The 17,008-nt window shown below is 70.9% G+C and carries 13 protein-coding genes; 7 read left to right on the top strand and 6 right to left on the bottom strand.

Going from position 1 to position 17,008, the window contains the following annotated elements; all coding sequences use genetic code 11:
• The first annotated feature begins 88 nt into the window (after positions 1-88).
• Entirely contained in the window at positions 89-1,444 is a 1,356-nt protein-coding gene (locus G5B56_RS13465) for a serine/threonine-protein kinase (protein WP_009855384.1), read from the top strand.
• A 310-nt stretch (positions 1,445-1,754) separates the two neighbouring features.
• On the opposite strand, the gene G5B56_RS13460 is transcribed toward G5B56_RS13465, so the two are convergent.
• Positions 1,755-2,669 (bottom strand): sigma-70 family RNA polymerase sigma factor, encoded by a 915-nt coding sequence (locus G5B56_RS13460; RefSeq protein ID WP_009855383.1) that lies wholly within the window; start codon positions 2,667-2,669, stop codon positions 1,755-1,757.
• Between the two features lie 135 nt (positions 2,670-2,804).
• Between G5B56_RS13460 and G5B56_RS13455 the strand changes: the two genes are divergently transcribed.
• On the top strand, positions 2,805-3,083 hold the full coding sequence (locus G5B56_RS13455) for a PsiF family protein (protein WP_009855382.1): 279 nt from the start codon (positions 2,805-2,807) through the stop codon (positions 3,081-3,083).
• A 10-nt stretch (positions 3,084-3,093) separates the two neighbouring features.
• On the opposite strand, the gene G5B56_RS13450 is transcribed toward G5B56_RS13455, so the two are convergent.
• Positions 3,094-4,008 (bottom strand): LysR family transcriptional regulator, encoded by a 915-nt coding sequence (locus G5B56_RS13450; protein WP_009855381.1) that lies wholly within the window; start codon positions 4,006-4,008, stop codon positions 3,094-3,096.
• Positions 4,009-4,170: 162 nt separating this feature from the next.
• Here G5B56_RS13450 and G5B56_RS13445 point away from each other — a divergent pair, with 162 nt between their 5' ends.
• Together G5B56_RS13445 and G5B56_RS13440 are read left to right on the top strand one after the other, a co-directional pair.
• Positions 4,171-4,860, top strand: a complete 690-nt coding sequence (locus tag G5B56_RS13445) for a haloacid dehalogenase type II (protein ID WP_164963516.1) — start codon at positions 4,171-4,173, stop codon at positions 4,858-4,860.
• Positions 4,861-4,871: 11 nt separating this feature from the next.
• A complete protein-coding gene (locus tag G5B56_RS13440) occupies positions 4,872-7,061 on the top strand; it encodes a malate synthase G (protein WP_164963515.1) in 2,190 nt (729 codons plus the stop codon).
• 9 nt (positions 7,062-7,070) lie between these two features.
• Here the strand turns inward: G5B56_RS13440 and G5B56_RS13435 are convergent, their stop codons facing one another.
• The 3 genes from G5B56_RS13435 to G5B56_RS13425 all read right to left on the bottom strand — a co-directional run bounded on the left by G5B56_RS13435 (position 7,071) and on the right by G5B56_RS13425 (position 10,054).
• A complete protein-coding gene (locus G5B56_RS13435) occupies positions 7,071-8,327 on the bottom strand; it encodes a DNA cytosine methyltransferase (protein ID WP_164963514.1) in 1,257 nt (418 codons plus the stop codon).
• Positions 8,327-9,538, bottom strand: coding sequence for a hypothetical protein (locus G5B56_RS13430; protein ID WP_164963513.1), 1,212 nt, complete (start codon positions 9,536-9,538; stop codon positions 8,327-8,329). Before G5B56_RS13430 ends, G5B56_RS13435 begins: the two co-directional genes overlap by 1 nt.
• 138 nt (positions 9,539-9,676) lie before the next feature.
• Positions 9,677-10,054, bottom strand: a complete 378-nt coding sequence (locus G5B56_RS13425) for a TraR/DksA C4-type zinc finger protein (RefSeq protein WP_240920813.1) — start codon at positions 10,052-10,054, stop codon at positions 9,677-9,679.
• Positions 10,055-10,179: 125 nt separating this feature from the next.
• Here G5B56_RS13425 and G5B56_RS13420 point away from each other — a divergent pair, with 125 nt between their 5' ends.
• The 3 genes from G5B56_RS13420 to G5B56_RS13410 are packed head-to-tail and all read left to right on the top strand — an operon-like array spanning position 10,180 to position 13,935.
• Positions 10,180-11,406, top strand: a complete 1,227-nt coding sequence (locus G5B56_RS13420; protein WP_164963559.1) for an NAD(P)/FAD-dependent oxidoreductase — start codon at positions 10,180-10,182, stop codon at positions 11,404-11,406.
• A 5-nt stretch (positions 11,407-11,411) separates the two neighbouring features.
• Positions 11,412-12,179, top strand: coding sequence for a class II glutamine amidotransferase (locus G5B56_RS13415; RefSeq protein WP_009855377.1), 768 nt, complete (start codon positions 11,412-11,414; stop codon positions 12,177-12,179).
• 58 nt (positions 12,180-12,237) lie between these two features.
• A complete protein-coding gene (locus G5B56_RS13410; RefSeq protein ID WP_164963511.1) occupies positions 12,238-13,935 on the top strand; it encodes a M14 family metallopeptidase in 1,698 nt (565 codons plus the stop codon).
• 113 nt (positions 13,936-14,048) lie between these two features.
• On the opposite strand, the gene G5B56_RS13405 is transcribed toward G5B56_RS13410, so the two are convergent.
• On the bottom strand, positions 14,049-16,997 hold the full coding sequence (locus G5B56_RS13405) for a PAS domain S-box protein (RefSeq protein WP_164963510.1): 2,949 nt from the start codon (positions 16,995-16,997) through the stop codon (positions 14,049-14,051).
• Positions 16,998-17,008 lie beyond the last annotated feature (11 nt).

Here is a 17,008-nt window from a genome sequence, read left to right as displayed (position 1 = left end):
ATTCTACTTTTGGGCCCTGCTCCCGGCGCGGGCTCGCCGGGGCGCGGCGAAGGTGGCAACATCGGCCGGCCCCACACGGCCCGAGACGATGACCGACGCCCCCACCACGACGTCCACCTTCTTCGACCCCGACCTGCCCGAGCGCATCGGCAAGTACCGGGTGCTCGAGCGCCTGGGCGAGGGCGCCACCAGCGAGGTCTTCCGCGCCCGCGACGAGTTCCGCGAGGAGGACGTGGCGATCAAGCGCGTGCGCCCGGCGCTGGCCGCCGACTCGCGCGAGAGCCACTTCCAGCAGCGTTTCTTCGCCGCCGAGGCGGCGCTCGTCGGCCGGCTGCAGCACCCCAACGTCGTGCGCATCCTCGACGCGGTGGCCGACGGCCAGGCGCCGTACCTGGTGATGGAGTACGTGCCCGGCTCGACGCTCAGGCGCTTCTGCCGTGCCGACGCGCTGCTGCCGCTGGACCAGATCGTCGAGATCGGCTTCAAGTGCGCGATGGCGCTGGACTACATGTACCGCCAGGGCCTGATCCACCGCGACGTGAAGCCGGCCAACCTGCTGGCGGTGGTCGACGGCGACCAGGTCGTCGACGTCAAGATCACCGACTTCGGCAGCGTCTTCAACTTCGACACCGAGCGCACCCAGATCTACCGCGTCGGCTCGCTGGCCTACATGTCGCCCGAGCAGCTCGACGGCGACACGCTGGACTGCCGCGCCGACATCTATTCGCTGGCCGCGGTGCTGTACCACCTGATCGCCGGGCGCCCGCCGTTCGACGCCCAGCAGCAGCCGGCGCTGATGCACCAGATCTACCGCGCCGAGCCGCCGGCGCTGGGCCTGCTGCGCGAAGGCGTGCCGCCGCGGCTGGAGGCGCTGATCCTGCGTGCGTTGTCCAAGAAGCGCGACGAGCGCCCGGCCGACTGGAGCGCGTTCGCGCAGGCGCTGTCCGAACTCGTCGCCAACCGCGAGGTGACGCAGGGCCACGCCCAGAACGTGCTCGACTCCGAGCGCTTCAACCTGCTGCGCAAGCTGGAGTTCTTCTCGCGTTTCGGCGACGTCGAGCTCTGGGAGGTGGTGCACCGCGCGAAGTGGCAGCGTTTCCCCTACGGCCACGCGCTGTTCCGCAAGGGCGACACCGGCAACGCCTTCCACATCGTCGCCGCCGGCCAGGTGGATGTCTACCGCGACGGCCAGCGTGTCGCGCGCCTGGGCATGGGCACCTCGGTCGGCGAGATGGCCTACCTGGCGCCCAGCGAGGAGCTGCGTGTGCACAGCGCCGACATCCTGGTGTCCGAGCCGCTGACCAGCATCTCGTTCACGCCGGAGACGCTGGTGCAGCTGTCGATGGACACCCGGCACCGCTTCGACCAGGCCTTCATCGGCGTGCTGGTGCGCCGGCTGCACGCCGCGCACGAGGCGCTGGCGCATCCGCGCCGCATCCTCTAGGCGTCGGCGCGGCAGAAGCCTCGCCGACGCCTAGCCTGCGGCTTTGCGTACGGCTTCCCCGAGCCCCCTCCGAGAGGGTGCTCCAGCTTGTTCGACGGCTCCCTCCAGCCTCCCTCCGCGAGGGAGGCTCCAGTCAGTCTGACGAGTGCCTTTGCGCCGTTCAGCGTGCACCGAGCACGTGCCTTCGGCGCGTGCGCGTTCCGCGCCCAACAGCTCGTTTGAACGAGCACGTGCCTTCGGCGCGTGCGCGTTCCACGCCCAACAGCTCGTTTGAACGAGCACGTGCCTTCGGCGCGTGCCCGTTCCACGCCTACCAGCGCGTGCCTTCGGGCACGTCGATGTGCACGCCGAAACGTTCGGCCGGCGAGACCAGCACGTCTTCCATCATCGCGCCCCACGGCCCGGCTTCGGGGCGCGCCTGCAGCTCGCGCTCGCGCTGGGCGACCAGCGCCTCCATGTCGGCGCGGTCGGGCCGGCGGGTGCGGTCGGTGGCGCGCTGCTGCGGCGCGGTGCCGAAGCGCTGCGCCATGCGCCGCAGCAGCCCGTGGTACATCTGCGAGACCCGCGACGGCGTCACCTTCAGCGACGCCGCCAGCTCCACCGGCGACATGCCGATGCCGAGGTAGGCGTCGATCACGCGGCGCTCGCGCTCCGGCAGCTGGGCGAAGAAGGTCTCCAGGTGGCGCAGCACGATCGCCGTGTCCACCCGCGCCTCGACCTCGTCCTTCTCGGTGGCCGGGTGGTGGCGTTCGGTGAACTCGGGCTCGTCGTCCTCGCCGCTGCTGCTGCGCTGCTGGCTCGCCTGGGCCAGCTGCTCGAGCAGCGCGACCTCCTCCAGGTCCATCTTGCACAGCCGCGCCAGCTCGGCCAGGCCGGCCTCGCCGCCGTTGGTCGAGCGCCAGCGCTCGCGCGCGATCTGCAGCACCTTGATCTTGCGGCGCTGGGCGCGGGTCAGCACGTCCATCTGGCGCAGCTCGTCGATCATCGCGCCCTTGACGCGCTGGCGGGCATAACGCGCGAAGGCCTCGTGCGCCTCCGCGGTGTCGGGGTCGCCGTCCCAGACGAAGCTGAGCGAGGCCTGGGCCACGGCGATCAGCCCGACCTGGATCAGGTCGGCCTTCTCGACGTTGGCCGGGAGGTGGCGCACCAGCGACTGCGCCTGCTGGCGCACCCAGCTCTGATTGCGGGCCACGAGGGCCGAGGGCACACCCTCCAGCGAGATCATGGGCGCCTATCTTCCGGCCCGCGGCGGCCGGCCACAAGCATCGGGCTGGAAATTCGCCACGATTGCCCCTGGCCCGCGGCCCGGGCCTCTGATCCAATCGACGCCGGCCCCGGAGGGCAGACCAGGAGAAACGACATGAAGAGCACGATCATCGCCGCCGCGATCGCGGGCCTGCTGGCCTGCGGCACGGCGCTGGCCGCCGAGACGGCGCAGCAGAGCAAGATGAAGACCTGCAACCAGGACGCCGGCGACCGCAAGGGCGACGAGCGCAAGGCGTTCATGAAGGAATGCCTGTCGGCCAAGCCGGCCAAGGCGACGCCGCAGGAACGCATGAAGACCTGCAACGCCGAGGCCGCCGGCAAGACCGGCGACGAGCGCAAGGCCTTCATGAAGGAGTGCCTGTCGGCCAAGTGAGCTTCCTGCTTCAGACGGCGGCCCGGGCCCAGTAGCCCGGGTCGCCGTAGCTGTGTTTGACGAAGTCGATCCACAGCCGCACCCGCAGCGGCAGCAGCCGCCGTTGCGGAAACACGGCGTAGATGCCGTTCGGCGGCGCGGAGAACTCCTCCAGCACCGCCACCAGCTGCCCCGAGGCGATGTCCTGCTGCACCTCCCAGGTGCTGCGCCAGGCGATGCCCAGGCCCGCCCGGCACCAGGCGTGCAGCACCTGGCCGTCGCTGCAGTCCAGCCGGCCCGTCGGGCGCAGGTGCTGCACCTGGCCGTCGACGAGAAAGGCCCAGCCGCGCGTCTGGCTGGCGTCCGACGACAGCGTCAGGCACTCGTGGCGCGCCAGGTCGGCCGGCGTGCGCGGCACGCCGGCACGCTGCAGGTAGCGCGGCGAGGCCACGCACAGCCGCCGGTTGTCGGCCAGGCGCACGCTGACGAGGCTGGAGTCGGCCAGGTCGCCGACGCGGATCGCGCAGTCGAAGCCCTCGTTGACGATGTCGACGACGCGGTCACTGAGGTTCAGCGACAGGCTGACGTCCGGATGCTCGGCCATGAAGCTGGGCACCAGCGGCGCGACGTGGCGGCGGCCGAAACCGGCCGGCGCGGTGATGCGCAGATGGCCGCTGGCCTTGACGCCGCCGGCGCTGACGCTGGCCTCGGCGTTGCCCAGGTCGGCCAGCACCTTCTGGCAGTCCTCCAGGAAGGCGCTGCCTTCGTGGGTCAGCGTGATGCGCCGCGTCGTGCGCAGCATCAGCTTGACGCCCAGCCGCTCTTCCAGCGCGTCGATGCGCCGCCCGACCACGGCCGGTGCCACGCCCTCGGCCTGGGCTGCGGCGGTGAGGCTGCCCTTGGTCGCGACGGCGACGAAGGATTCGATCTGCTTGAGGCGCGGCATCGGCGGGATTCGTGATTCCGGTAGCCGGATTGCCGGCTGATCTTACGCTGGCTCCGTGCCTTGAAGGTTGGAATCGGGCCGGTTTCGTGCGCCTGGTGCACAGGACTCCGAACTCCGGCGTACGCAATCGCGGCCGCGGCGGCGATTAGATTCCTCTGCACCATGGTCGCCCGCACGCCCGCCCCGCCCCGCGCCGTCGTCTTCGACGCGTTCGGCACGCTGTTCGACGTCTACAGCGTGGGCCTGCTCGCCGAGCAGCTGTTCCCGGGCCACGGCGAGGCGCTGGCCCAGCTCTGGCGCGACAAGCAGATCGACTACACGCGGCTGGTGTCGATGAGCGGCCGCTACCGGCCGTTCTGGGACCTCACGCGCGCCGGCCTGCGCTACGCCGCCGCGCGCCGCGGCCTGGCGCTGGACGCCGCCACCGAGGACCGGCTGATGAACCAGTACCGCCACCTCAGCGCCTTCCCCGAGGGCCGCGAGGTGCTGGAGGCGCTGAAGGCGCGTGGCGTGCCCGCCGCCATCCTCAGCAACGGCGACCCCGAGATGCTGGCCGTCGCGGTGCGCAGCGCCGGCTTCGCGCCGCTGCTGCAGCACGTGATCAGCGTCGAGCCGGCGCAGCGCTACAAGACCGACCCCGCCGCCTACGCGCTGGCGCCGGCGACGCTGGGCGTCGCCGCGCGCGAGATCCTGTTCGTCTCCAGCAACGGCTGGGACGCGCTCGGCGGCACCTGGTACGGCTTCACGACGCTGTGGGTCAACCGCGCCGGCCTGCCGCCCGAACCGTTCGACACCGCCCCCACGCGCACCGGCACCAGCCTGCGCGAGGTTCTTTCGTTCTTCCCTTCCTGAAACGCCTCCTCATGCGCACGACCTTCCACCGACTGCACGTCGACACGCTGCTGGCCCGCTTCATCGAAGACCAGGTGCTGCCCGGCACCGGCATCGATCCCGCCGTCTTCTGGGCCGGCTTCGACGCCCTCGTCGCCGACCTGGCGCCGAAGAACGCCGCGCTGCTGGCCGAACGCGACCGGCTGCAGACCGAGCTCGACGCCTGGCACGCCAAGCACCCGGGCCCGATCAGGAACATGGCCAAGTACCGCGCCTTCCTCGAGAAGATCGGCTACCTGGTGCCGGTGCCGGCCAAGGTGAAGGCGACGACGAAGAACGTCGACAGCGAGCTCGCGCTGCAGGCCGGCCCGCAGCTCGTCGTGCCGATCACCAACGCGCGCTACGCGCTCAACGCCGCCAACGCGCGCTGGGGTTCGCTGTACGACGCGCTCTACGGCACCGACGCGCTGCCCGAGACCGACGGCGCCACGCGCGCCGGCGCCTACAACCCGGTGCGTGGCGCCAAGGTCGTCGAGTACGCGCGCCACGTGCTCGACCGCACGGTGCCGCTGGCCAAGGGCTCGCACATCGACTCCACCGGCTACCGCGTCGAAGGCGGCCAGCTCGTCGTGACGCTGAAGGACGGCAAGACCGTCGCGCTGAAGAAGCCGGCGCAGTTCGTCGGTTATCAGGGCGAGGCCGCCGCGCCGTCGTCGGTGCTGTTCGTGCACCACGGCCTGCACCTGGACCTGCGCATCGACCGCGGCACGACGATCGGCGCCTCCGACCCGGCCGGCGTCTGCGACCTCGTCGTCGAGGCGGCGCTGTCGACCATCCTCGACCTGGAAGACTCGGTGGCCGTCGTCGACGGCGCCGACAAGGTGCTGGCCTATTCCAACTGGCTGGGCATCCTGAAGGGCACGCTGACCGAGCAGGTCACGAAGGCCGGCAAGACCTTCACGCGCGGCCTGAACCCCGACCGCCGCTACACCGGCCCGAACGGCGAGGACGTCGTGCTGCACGGCCGCTCGCTGCTCTTCGTGCGCAACGTCGGCCACCTGATGACGACGCCGGCGGTGCTGTTCGGCGACGACGGGCGCGAGATCCCCGAAGGCATCCTCGACGCCGTCGTCACGACGGCGATCGCGCTGCACGACCTGCAGCGCCACGGCGCGAACGGCATCGTCAACTCGCGCGCCGGCTCGATCTACATCGTCAAGCCGAAGATGCACGGCCCGGCCGAAGTCGCCTTCGCCAGCGAGCTGTTCGGCCGCGTCGAGGCGCTGCTGGGCCTGCCCAAGGCCACCGTCAAGCTCGGCATCATGGACGAGGAGCGCCGCACCAGCGTCAACCTCAAGGCCTGCATCGCCGCCGCCGCCGACCGCGTGGCCTTCATCAACACCGGCTTCCTCGACCGCACCGGCGACGAGATGCACACCGCGATGCAGGCCGGCGCGATGCTGCGCAAGGGCGACATGAAGACCACCGCCTGGATCCAGGCCTACGAGCGCCAGAACGTGCTCGTCGGGCTGGAGTGCGGCCTGCGCGGCAAGGCGCAGATCGGCAAGGGCATGTGGGCCATGCCCGACCTGATGGGCGCGATGCTGCAGCAGAAGATCGCCCACCCGATGGCCGGCGCCAACACCGCCTGGGTGCCCAGCCCGACCGCGGCAACGCTGCACGCGATGCACTACCACCAGGTCGACGTCTTCAAGATCCAGAAGACGCTGGAGAAGACCGACGTCGACGCCGAGCGCGAGGCCCTGCTCGAAGGCCTGCTGACGGTGCCGGTGGTCAAGAAGGCCAAGTGGAGCGACGCCGAGATCCAGCAGGAGCTCGACAACAACGTGCAGGGCATCCTCGGCTACGTCGTGCGCTGGGTCGACCAGGGCGTCGGCTGCTCCAAGGTGCCCGACATCCACGACGTCGGCCTGATGGAAGACCGCGCCACGCTGCGCATCTCCAGCCAGCACATCGCCAACTGGCTGGAGCACGGCGTCGTCGACAAGGCGCGGGTGCGTGCCACCTTCAAGCGCATGGCCAAGGTCGTCGACCAGCAGAACGCCGGCGACCCGGCCTACCGCCCGATGGCCGGCCGTGCCAAGGACAGCGCCGCGTTCCAGGCCGCCTGCGACCTGGTCTTCAAGGGCACCCAGCAGCCGTCCGGCTACACCGAGCCGCTGTTGCACGCCTGGCGGCTGAAGGTGAAGGCCGCGGCCTAAGCGCGTCGGTCAAGCCTCGGCGTCCGCGAACAGCGTCCCTGTCTGCTGCTCTGCCTGCTGGTAGAGGAACCCGCGCCCTGTCCCCGGATGGGGCGCATGAGTTCCGGCCATAGACAAGTATTTCGCCGGTACGTCTGCCGGTTGCTCGGGCGGAGGACACGGAGTACGACGTGCCACGGCAAGTTCCGGCCGCTCGCGCTTCAGTGGACTACGAAAGAACTGCTGGCGGATAGCCCGTGCGAGCACCTCTGCAAGCAGGCTGGGGACGGCATTGCCCACTTGGCGCTGCGCTTCGACTCTGCCGCCCGTGACGACGAGGTCTTCGGGGAAGGTCTGGATTCGACTCAGTTCGCGGATCGTCAGGCGTCGGTTCTTCCAGTGGAACGGCCCAGTAGCTGGACCGGGCTGTGCCTGTATGGTCCATGCTGGCCGATCTTTTGACAGCTTCAACAGAAAGTTCCAGTAGCGACGACGCCACCCGAAAAGTGGCACGCCGCCCATGCGGTCCGTATGCCAGAGATAGTTCTGCCCTTCTGGAATCGAAGGAAGCAAGTCAGCCCACTTGCCTGTTAGGCACGTATCTTCATCCGCCACGCCCTCAACGTCGAGATCCCCGATGGCGTCCCAGGCCGTAACCCAGGCCTCATGTTCTTCCAGGGGAAGTGACGGATCGCGGTGCGTTGGTGGTGGTGGTACGAAGACTCGGCCATCCCTGCTGCCGATGACGAAGACGCGTGTTCGTGTTTGCGGCACCCCATAGTCGGCCGCGTTCAGCGTGACCACGACGGGGCGATACGCGGTGCCGGATGCAACATTGATCCGGCCGATCGCCTGCAGCAACAGCCGTAGCCCTTCATCCTTACCGCCAAACGCGAGTCCCTCGACGTTCTCGAGAAGAAATGCCTTCGGGCGTACCTCTTCGAGGACTCGCAGGTAGCCCGCCAGTGTGTTGGCGCGAGGGTCTTCCAAGCGGAGGCTATCGCCGGACTTCCACCAACCGCTCTTGGAAAAGGGCTGGCAGGGCGGACCACCGATCAGCATGTCGACACTGCCGGAGCGCAGCCGGCCCGCCTGAAGAATGCGTTGGGTTGGCGTCTTCAGCAGGTCGTCCTCGATCACCGGCCATGGTCGGCTGGCCCGCAGGCTCTCACAGCACTGGTGGTCCCACTCAAGTGCGACTCGGGTTTCAAAGCCGGCGGCCTCGAAGCCGTAGTCCAGGCCGCCTACACCTGTGAAGAGACTGAGGACGGAAAACTGCTTGGACATCAGGGTGCGGCGGCAATGAGGGCGAAGGCGTCTGCCGGATTTTCGTGCCAGTTGGCACCTACCTTCAGGGCGCTCTGAATTCTCCCCGAGCACTTGGCATGAGGAGGCAGCGCCTTCGTCGGTATGAACCGGTACTCCCAGCGCTCAGTCACGGCGTGGAGGCAGGCCGCGAGCACCTGGAAGTCCTCGGGTTGGTAGTACCTCGAGCAGGGGTTGCCCTTGGAGGCACGCGTGCGCTGGAAGTCGACGCGAGGACAGCCATCAGCCGCCCGTTGACGCAGCACGTTCTTGCACTCAATCAATATTGGCCCCCGGTTCCTGAATCGGAGTTCGATATCGGGGCGGCCTTCTTGGTCGAGCCTGCGACAGTCGCGGACGCCAGGAACGCGTTGTAGGTACTGCTCCAGATGGTGCTCCGCGACCCAGCCCCGGACGGCCATCTTTAGCCGGCTCGCGCTCTGGATGAGGTCCAGGACTTGTTGGCTCGACATGCTCAGTTCGCTAGTCAGCGCATGCGTCCCCGACTCGGAGAGCGCTGGGCTGCCGAAGAACTGTTCTGCGAGCAACTGCCGGTGTCCCGCGTCCAGGCCATGCGCGAGCCGCTCGAAGCGTATGAAGTCCAAGACACGACGCTTTGCGACGCCTACCAGCGTTTCGATGGGCTCTCCCTCCCGGCGTCGGCTGTCGCGCTCCCAGGCGTGCCATCCTGCCGTGGCGATTGCTTCGGCATGTGCCCGCTTGAACTCCAGGCTGATGAACATGCGCGTCTGGTCGTGCAGCACCGGGTCGGCGCCGACCAGGATGCCCTCCTTCGGGTCGATGCCGACAAAGATCGTCGTCACCAACCGCGACGGATCCTGCTCCAAGGGAAGCCGCAACGTTGGGTCGCCGCCATACTTGATCTGGAAGCGATGCTCGTCAGCGGGACGATTGCGAGTGAGTTTGGAGTTGGCCAGGAACGCGTAGGCAAGTACGCCGTGCCGTTCGCCGAGCGGAGTGTCGAAGGTGATGTGAAACGGTGCGAGTCCCGCATCGCTTACGTAAACGATGGTGCAACCAGCGGCCTGAAGGCCTTCGACTAGGAAGTCCAGCAGCGGCTGCTTGGCTGCGCGCTTGACCTGCCACTGTTCGTACTTGAACCCTGCCATTGTTTTCGCTGGAAGCGCGGTGTTCTGATGGATGGAGCAGCAGTTTAGGTTCGGCCTGAGCATGGCCGGCGTTTCGAGATTCGGCAGCGCTCGGTCGGACTAAAGCACGCCGCCAAAGCCGAATCAACGCCCCCCAGAGAGGGCGCGTGGCACGTCTACGCGGGGGAGTACGGTATGCCCGTGCGGCGCTAGGTACTGATCCTAGGACCGCTGCCGGCGTTCGCGCCGGCTCTCGCAGCCGACGCAGCGCAGCGCCCAGGGCTCGGCCTTCAGCCGGTCGAACGGGATCGCCTCGTCGCAGTCGGCGCAGCGGCCGTACGCGCCGGCCTGCAGCCGGCGCAGCGCGGCGCTGACCTCGCCCAGTTCACGCAGCTCCAGGTCGGACAGCGCCATGTCGACGTCGCGCTCGTCCTCACGCTGCGGCTGGTCGTCGTGATCCTGCTCGCGCAGCTCGTGCGCGTGCTCGGCGCGCGACAGGCCCTGGTGGTGGTCTTCGAGCCGGCGGTCGAGCTGGTGCTGCCGCTGCACGAGCGCGGCTTCCAGCCATGCCCGCTGGCCCGCCGTCAGTTGGGTGGACATCGTCTTCTCCTCGGCAGGGCTCTCGGGAGCCTCGGTGCGGCTCATCTTGCGCCGCGCTGTCGGGTGCTGAATTGAGGTTCATCAAGCCGCAGCCCGCCGCGGCGGCCCCGGCCGCGCTCCCTACAATGGGCCGCGTGTCGCCTCCCGTGCTTCCGGCTGCCTGCGAAGTGCTCGTCGTCGGCGCCGGCCCGGCCGGCAGCGCCTGCGCGCGCACGCTCGCCGCGGCCGGGCACGACGTGCTGCTCGTCGACCAGCACGTCTTCCCGCGTGACAAGGTCTGCGGCGACGGCCTGATCCCCGACGCCCACGCCGCGCTGCGTGTGCTCGGCGTGCACGACGAGGTGATGGACCGCGCCCTGCGCGCCGCGCACGTGCGCTGCGTCGCGCCGCGTGGCGGCCACGTCGACGTGCCCGGCACGCTGGCGGTGCTGCCGCGGCGTGATCTCGACGACATCGTCTGCCGCGCCGCGCGTGCGGCCGGGGCGCGTTTCGCCGCGCCGTGGCGTTTCGTCGCCCCGCTGCTCGACGGCGAACGTGTCGTCGGCGCCCGGCTGCGTGGCGACGGCATCGAACACGAGGTGCGTGCACGCTGGGTCGTGCTCGCCACTGGCGCCGCGGCGCCGCCGCTGGTCGCCGCCGGCGTCTGCGAGCGCCGCGCGCCCAGCAGCGTCGCGCTGCGCGGCTACCTGCACCACCCGGAGCTCGCGGCGACGCTGCGCGAGCTGCAGATCGTCTGGCACCCGCGCCTGTCGGGCGGCTACGGCTGGATCTTTCCCGGCCCGGGCGGCACCTTCAACGTCGGGGTCGGGCTGACCGCCAGCCACGCCAGCGAAGAAGGGGGCCGGGCCTCGATGCGCGAGGTCAACCTGCGCCGGATGCTCGACACCTTCGCCGCGGTGCACGCCCCGGCGGCCGACCTGCTGGCGCGCGGCGAGCTGCGCGGCGACTGGAAGGGCGCGCCGCTGCGCTGCTCGCTGGGTGGCGCACGCTGGTCGCGCCCCGGGCTGCTGGTCACCGGCGAAGCCGCCGGCAGCACCTACGCCTTCACCGGCGAGGGCATCGGCAAGGCGCTGGAGACCGGCCTGCTGACCGCCGCCGCGCTGGCCGAAGGCGGCGACGATGCCGCGGTGCGCGCCCGCCACGAGGCCGCGCTGGCCGGCCTGAAGCCGCGTTTCGAGCTCTACGAGAAGGCCGCGCACGTCAACCGCCTGCCCTGGCTGGCCGACCTCGTCGTCTGGCGCGCGCGCCGCAGCCCGCGCATCCTGCGCCGCATGAGCGCGGTGCTCGAGGAGCGCCAGAACCCCGGCCGCCTGCTCAGCTGGCGCGGCATGACCAAACTGATGTTCGAGTAACCGCGATGTGCCAGCTGCTCGGCATGAATGCCAACACGCCGACCGACGTGATGTTCAGCTTCGCCGGTCTGGCCTGCCGCGCCGACGAGCACAAGGACGGCTTCGGCATCGGCTTCTTCGAGGAGCGCGGGCTGCGCCACTTCATCGACCACCACGGCGCGCGCACCAGCCCGGTGGCCGAGCTGGTCAAGCACTACCCGATCAAGAGCCTCAACGTCGTCGCCCACATCCGCAAGGCGACGCAGGGCCGCGTCGCGCTGGAGAACACCCACCCGTTCGTGCGCGAGCTGTGGGGCCGCTACTGGGTGTTCGCGCACAACGGCGACCTGAAGGACTTCGCGCCGCGGCTGCACGGCGCCTTCCGCCCGGTGGGTGACACCGACAGCGAACGCGCCTTCTGCTGGCTGATGCAGGAGCTGGACAAGGCCCACGCCGACCTGCCGAGCATCGACGAGCTGACCTGCACGCTCGCCGAGCTGCTGCCGCTGCCGGCGCGCCACGGCACGTTCAACCTGCTGCTGTCCAACGGCCAGGCGCTGTGGGCGCACGGCTCGACCAAGCTGCATTCGCTGGAGCGCCGCCATCCGTTCGGCGCCGCGACGCTGGCCGACGAGGACCTGACGGTCGATTTCGCCGCGCTGACCCAGCCCGGCGACCGCGTCGCCATCGTCGCCACCGAGCCGCTGACCGCCGGCGAGCCCTGGTCGGCGTTCGCACCGGGCGAGCTGCGTGTCTTCGTCGACGGCGAGTGCCGGCTGCGGCGCTGCCCCTGAGCCCCACGCACGGCCGGCGCGGGCCACAATCGCCGCGGTCTCCCGCCGCGACGACACCATGGCCGCCATTCCCGTCCCCCGCTTCGACGTCTTCTACCGCCACGCCGAGCTTTCGCGCCTGCTGGCCGACTACGCCGCCGCCCGCCCCGGGCTCGTGCGGCTGGAGTCCATCGGCAAGAGCCACGAGGGTCGCGACATCTGGCTGGTGGTGCTGACCAACCCCGACACCGGCGCCGACGTCGACAAGCCTGCGTTCTGGGTCGACGGCAACATCCACGCCGCCGAGCTGACCGCCAGCACCGCCTGCCTGTACTGGCTGCACCAGCTCGTCACCGGCTACGAAGCCGGCGACGAGAAGATCCGCCAGCTGCTGGACACGCGCGCCGTCTACCTCTGCCCGCGCCTGAACCCCGACGGTGCCGAGCTAGCGCTGGCCGAGCGCCCGCGCCACATCCGCTCGTCGACGCGGCCCTACCCGTATGCCGAGGAGCCGGTCGACGGCCTGACGATCGAGGACGTCGACGGCGACGGCCGCATCCTCTACATGCGGGTGCCCGACCCGCACGGCCCGTGGAAGAAACACGCCGAAGAACCGCGGCTGATGGTCGCGCGCGAGCCCGGCGAGTTCGGCGGCGAGTACTACCGGCTGATCCCCGAGGGCACGCTGAAGCACTTCGACGGCGTGCGCATCAGCGCAAACCGCGACGTCGAGGGTCTGGACCTGAACCGCAACTTCCCCGCCTACTGGCGCCAGGAGTTCGAGCAGCTCGGCGCCGGCCCCTACCCGGCCAGCGAGCCCGAGGTGCGGGCGATGGTCGACTTCCTCGTGCGCCACCCCAACGTCGGCGCCGCGGTCAGCTTCCACACCCACAGCGGCGTCATCCTGCGGCCGATGGGCACCCAGTCCGACGACGACATGACGCCCGAGGACCTGTGGATCTACAAGCGCCTGTCCGACATCGGCGCCAGGCTCACCGGCTACCCGGCGATCAGCAGCTTCCACGACTTCAAGTACCACCCGAAGGAAGTCATCACCGGCACCCAGGACTGGGTCTACGAGCACCTCGGGGCGCTGTTCTGGACGGTCGAGATCTGGGCGCCGAACAAGGAAGCCGGCATCACCGACTACAAGTGGATCGAGTGGTACCGCGACCACCCGCCCGAGGACGACCTGAAGCTCTTGAAGTGGAGCGACGAGCAGTGCGGCGGCCAGGCGCACGTCGACTGGTACCCGTTCCGCCACCCGCAGCTGGGCATGGTCGAGCTCGGCGGCTGGGACCGCATGAACTACTGGCGCAACCCGCCGCCGGCGCTGCGCGAACGCGAGGCGGCACGTTTCCCGGCCTGGCTGACGCAGCTCGCGCTGTCGCTGCCGAAGCTCGAGCTGCTGCGCGCCGAGGTGCGGGCGCTGGGCCCCGACACCTGGCGCGTGCGCCTGGCCGTCGGCAACGCCGGCTACCTGCCGTCGAACATCAGCAAGCGTGCGATCGAGCGCAAGACGGTGCGCGGCACGGTGTTCCGCATCCACCTGCCGCCCGAGTGCACGCTGATCTCCGGCCGCGAACGCATCGAAGGCCCGCACCTGGACGGCCACGCGCCGCGCCAGTCGCTGCAGGCTTTCCTGCCGCAGCGCGAGATCACCGCCGACCGCGCGGTCGTCGAGTGGGTCGTGCAGGGGCCGCGGGGCGCGGCGATCGGGCTCGTCGCCAGCGCCGACCGCGCCGGCACGGTGCGCACCGAGGTCACGCTCGACTGAAGGAGCTGCGACGGGGCTTGCTCGTCGCAGTCAAGCTGCCGCCGTGGACCGGCTTTGCCGGGCCACCGGCGGCGCCCCCTTGAGGGGGAGCGCCGAAGGCGCTTCGGGGGGGGTCAGTTCCTCACCCAGCGGGCGAGGGTCTCGCGGAGTTTGTCGGCGTCGATCGGCTTGGTCAGGAAGTCGTCCATGCCGGCGGCGGTCGCGGCCTCGCGTTCGCTGACCAGCGCCGCGGCGGTCAGCGCGATGATCGGCAGGCGCCGGCCGGCCTCGCGGTAGCGCAGCGCGCGTGTCGCCTCGTAGCCGCTCATCACCGGCATCTGCACGTCCATCAGCACGGCATCGAAGGGCTGGCCGCAGGCCGCGGCACGTTCCACCGCCTCGACCGCCTGGCGGCCGTCGATCGCCTGCTCGACCTGCAGCCCCCAGCGCTCCAGCAGCGCCACCGCGATCATCATGTTGACCGGGTTGTCCTCGGCCATCAGCACGCGTGCGCCGGCCAGCTCGCGCGGCACGCCCGCCGCCGCCGCGCTGGCGGCGGCCGCCGCAGCGGGCGCCGGGGCCAGGCTGCGCGGCAGCGGCAGCACGGCCCAGAACACGCTGCCGCGGCCGGGCTGGCTGTCGACGCCGACCTCGCCACCCATCAGCGTCGCCAGCTCGCGGCAGATCGACAGCCCCAGCCCGGTGCCGCCGAAACGCCGCGTCGTCGACTCGTCGGCCTGCGTGAACGGGCGGAACAGCCGGGCCTGCGTCGCCGGGTCGATGCCGGGGCCGGTGTCGTGCACCTCCAGCCGCACGCGGCCGGCCGGCACGCGGCGCACCACGACACGCACGCCGCCCGCGGCGGTGAACTTCAGCGCGTTGCCGAGGAAGTTGGTGACGATCTGGCGCACCCGCAGCGGGTCGCCGACGACGGTGCCGTCCAGCCCCGGGCCGATGTCGAAGTCCAGCGTCAGGCTTCGCGCCGCGGCCATCGTCGCGTAGACGCGCTGCGCGCCGTGCAGCAGCTCGACCAGGTCGAAGGGCTCGCTGGCCAGCTCCATGCGGCCGGCCTCGATCTTGGAGACGTCCAGGATGTCCGAGACGATCGCCGCCAGCGACTGCGCGCTCTCGGCGATGTGGTCCAGGTACTGCTGGCGCACCTGCTCGTCGAGCTGGGCGTCGCGGGCCAGCTTGGCGAGGTTGATCATGCCGTTGAGCGGGTTGCGCAGCTCGTGGTTGGTGTTGGCCAGGAAGGCGCTCTTGGCGCGGCTGGCGGCCTCGGCGGCGTCGCGTGCGGCGGCCAGGCGGCGCTCGAACTCGCGCCGCTCGGTGACGTCCTCGACGATCCAGACCGCACCGCCGCGCGCCGGGTCGACCGGGTCGACGGCCTTGACCACGAGCCGGGCCAGGAAGGTGCTGCCGTCGCGGCGCTGGGCATGGCCCTCGATCTCCACCGGCTCGCCGCGGGCCAGCGCCGGCAGCGTGCCGCGGGCGATCTCGACGATCTCGTCGCTGCCCGGCCAGACCGCCGCCGCGGGGCGCTCGACGAGGCCGCCCGGCGGCCAGCCGAACATCTGCTCGAAACGCCGGTTGGCCATCATGAAGCGGCCGCCGCGCGTGACCGCGATGCCGATCGAGGCGTTGTCCAGGATCGCCTCGCGCTCGCGCCGGCTGTGTTCGGTCTCGGTGACGTCGCGTGCGTTGACGACGAGGTAGTCGTGGCCCTCGACGCTGAAGCGTGTGCCCGAGACCAGCACCGACAGCACGCGGCCGTCGCGGGCGCGGAAGTCCGCCGGCAGGTCGGTGGCGGTGCCGCTGCGCTGCATCTGCTCGGCGAACTGGCGGCGCTGCTCGTCGTGCAGCCACAGGCCGAGCTCGATCGCGGTGCGGCCGACGACGTCGGCGGCGGCGAAACCGGTGGCGCGCACGAAGGTGTCGTTGGCCATCGTGAAGCGCCCGGTGCCCAGGTCGGTCAGCGTGATCAGCTCGGGGCTGCTGGCGAACAGGTGCGCCAGCACCGCCTCGGAGCGGCGCAGCGTCTGCTCGGCGGCCAGGCGCTCGGTGTCGTCGGCGTAGATCGACAGCGTCGCCGGGCCGCCCTCGGCCTCGATGCGCACCGAGATCGCGCGCACCGACAGGCGCTCGCCGCCGCGCGGCTGCAGGCGGAAGTCGGCGATCGTCAGCGCGGTGCCGACCGGTGCGCCCTCCAGTTCGTCGAAGCGGCGGCGCTCGCGCTCGCGCGATTCGCCGGCTTCGTAGGCGCCCAGCAGCTCGTGGCCGACCAGCGTCTCCAGCGTGTCGCAGCCCAGCAGCACCAGCGCCGCCGGGTTGGCGTCGAGCACACGCCCGCGGCGGTGCAGCACCAGCGGCGTCGGGATGCGCGCGAACAGCTCCTCGCAGCGGGTCTCGGCGGCCGCCAGCGCGCGCCGCGCGTCCATCTCGGCCGAGACGTCGCGCGCGACGCCCCAGAAGCCGGCGAAGCCGCCACGTTCGTCACGCCGCGGCTCGCCGCTGACCAGCAGCGACAGCGGCCGGCCGTCGGCACCCAGCCAGTGCACCAGCCGGTCGCGGAACGGGGCGCGGGCGTCGAGGTCGGCGCGCAGCAGGTCCAGGGTCTCGTCGTCGCACTGGAACTGCGGCAGCTCCCAGGGCAGGCGGCCCCGGGCCTCGGTGCCGGCCAGCGGGCTCGTGTCGCCGCGCTGGCGATAGGCGGCGACGAGGCGGTGCTCGGCGTCGAGCTCCCAGCAGACGTCGGAGGCCAGCTCGAGCAGCGTGCGCGCGCGGCGTTCGCCGGCGGCGGCGGCCTCGGCCAGCTGCAGCGCGCTGCCGCACATCCGGCTGCCGGTGGCGGCGAGCAGCGCACCCAGGCCCAGCGCCAGGGCCAGCGGCACACGCAGTGCGGCGTCCAGCGGCAGCGGTGCGGCCAGTGCGGCCAGCGCCGCGGCCGCGCAGGCCAGGGCCGTGGCCCCGAGTGCACGGCGGCCGGCCTGCGTGCGCCGGCGCAGGCGCTCGGTGGTCGCGTCGCCGGCCGGACTGCGCTGCGACGCCGGCAGTGCGTGGTCTTCGGGCGGGCGCGTGACCAAGGTGAGCCCTG

This window comes from Rubrivivax sp. JA1026, assembly GCF_011065555.1.
GTDB lineage: Bacteria > Pseudomonadota > Gammaproteobacteria > Burkholderiales > Burkholderiaceae_C > Rubrivivax > Rubrivivax benzoatilyticus.
This window is presented reverse-complemented; position numbering and strand designations above follow the sequence as displayed.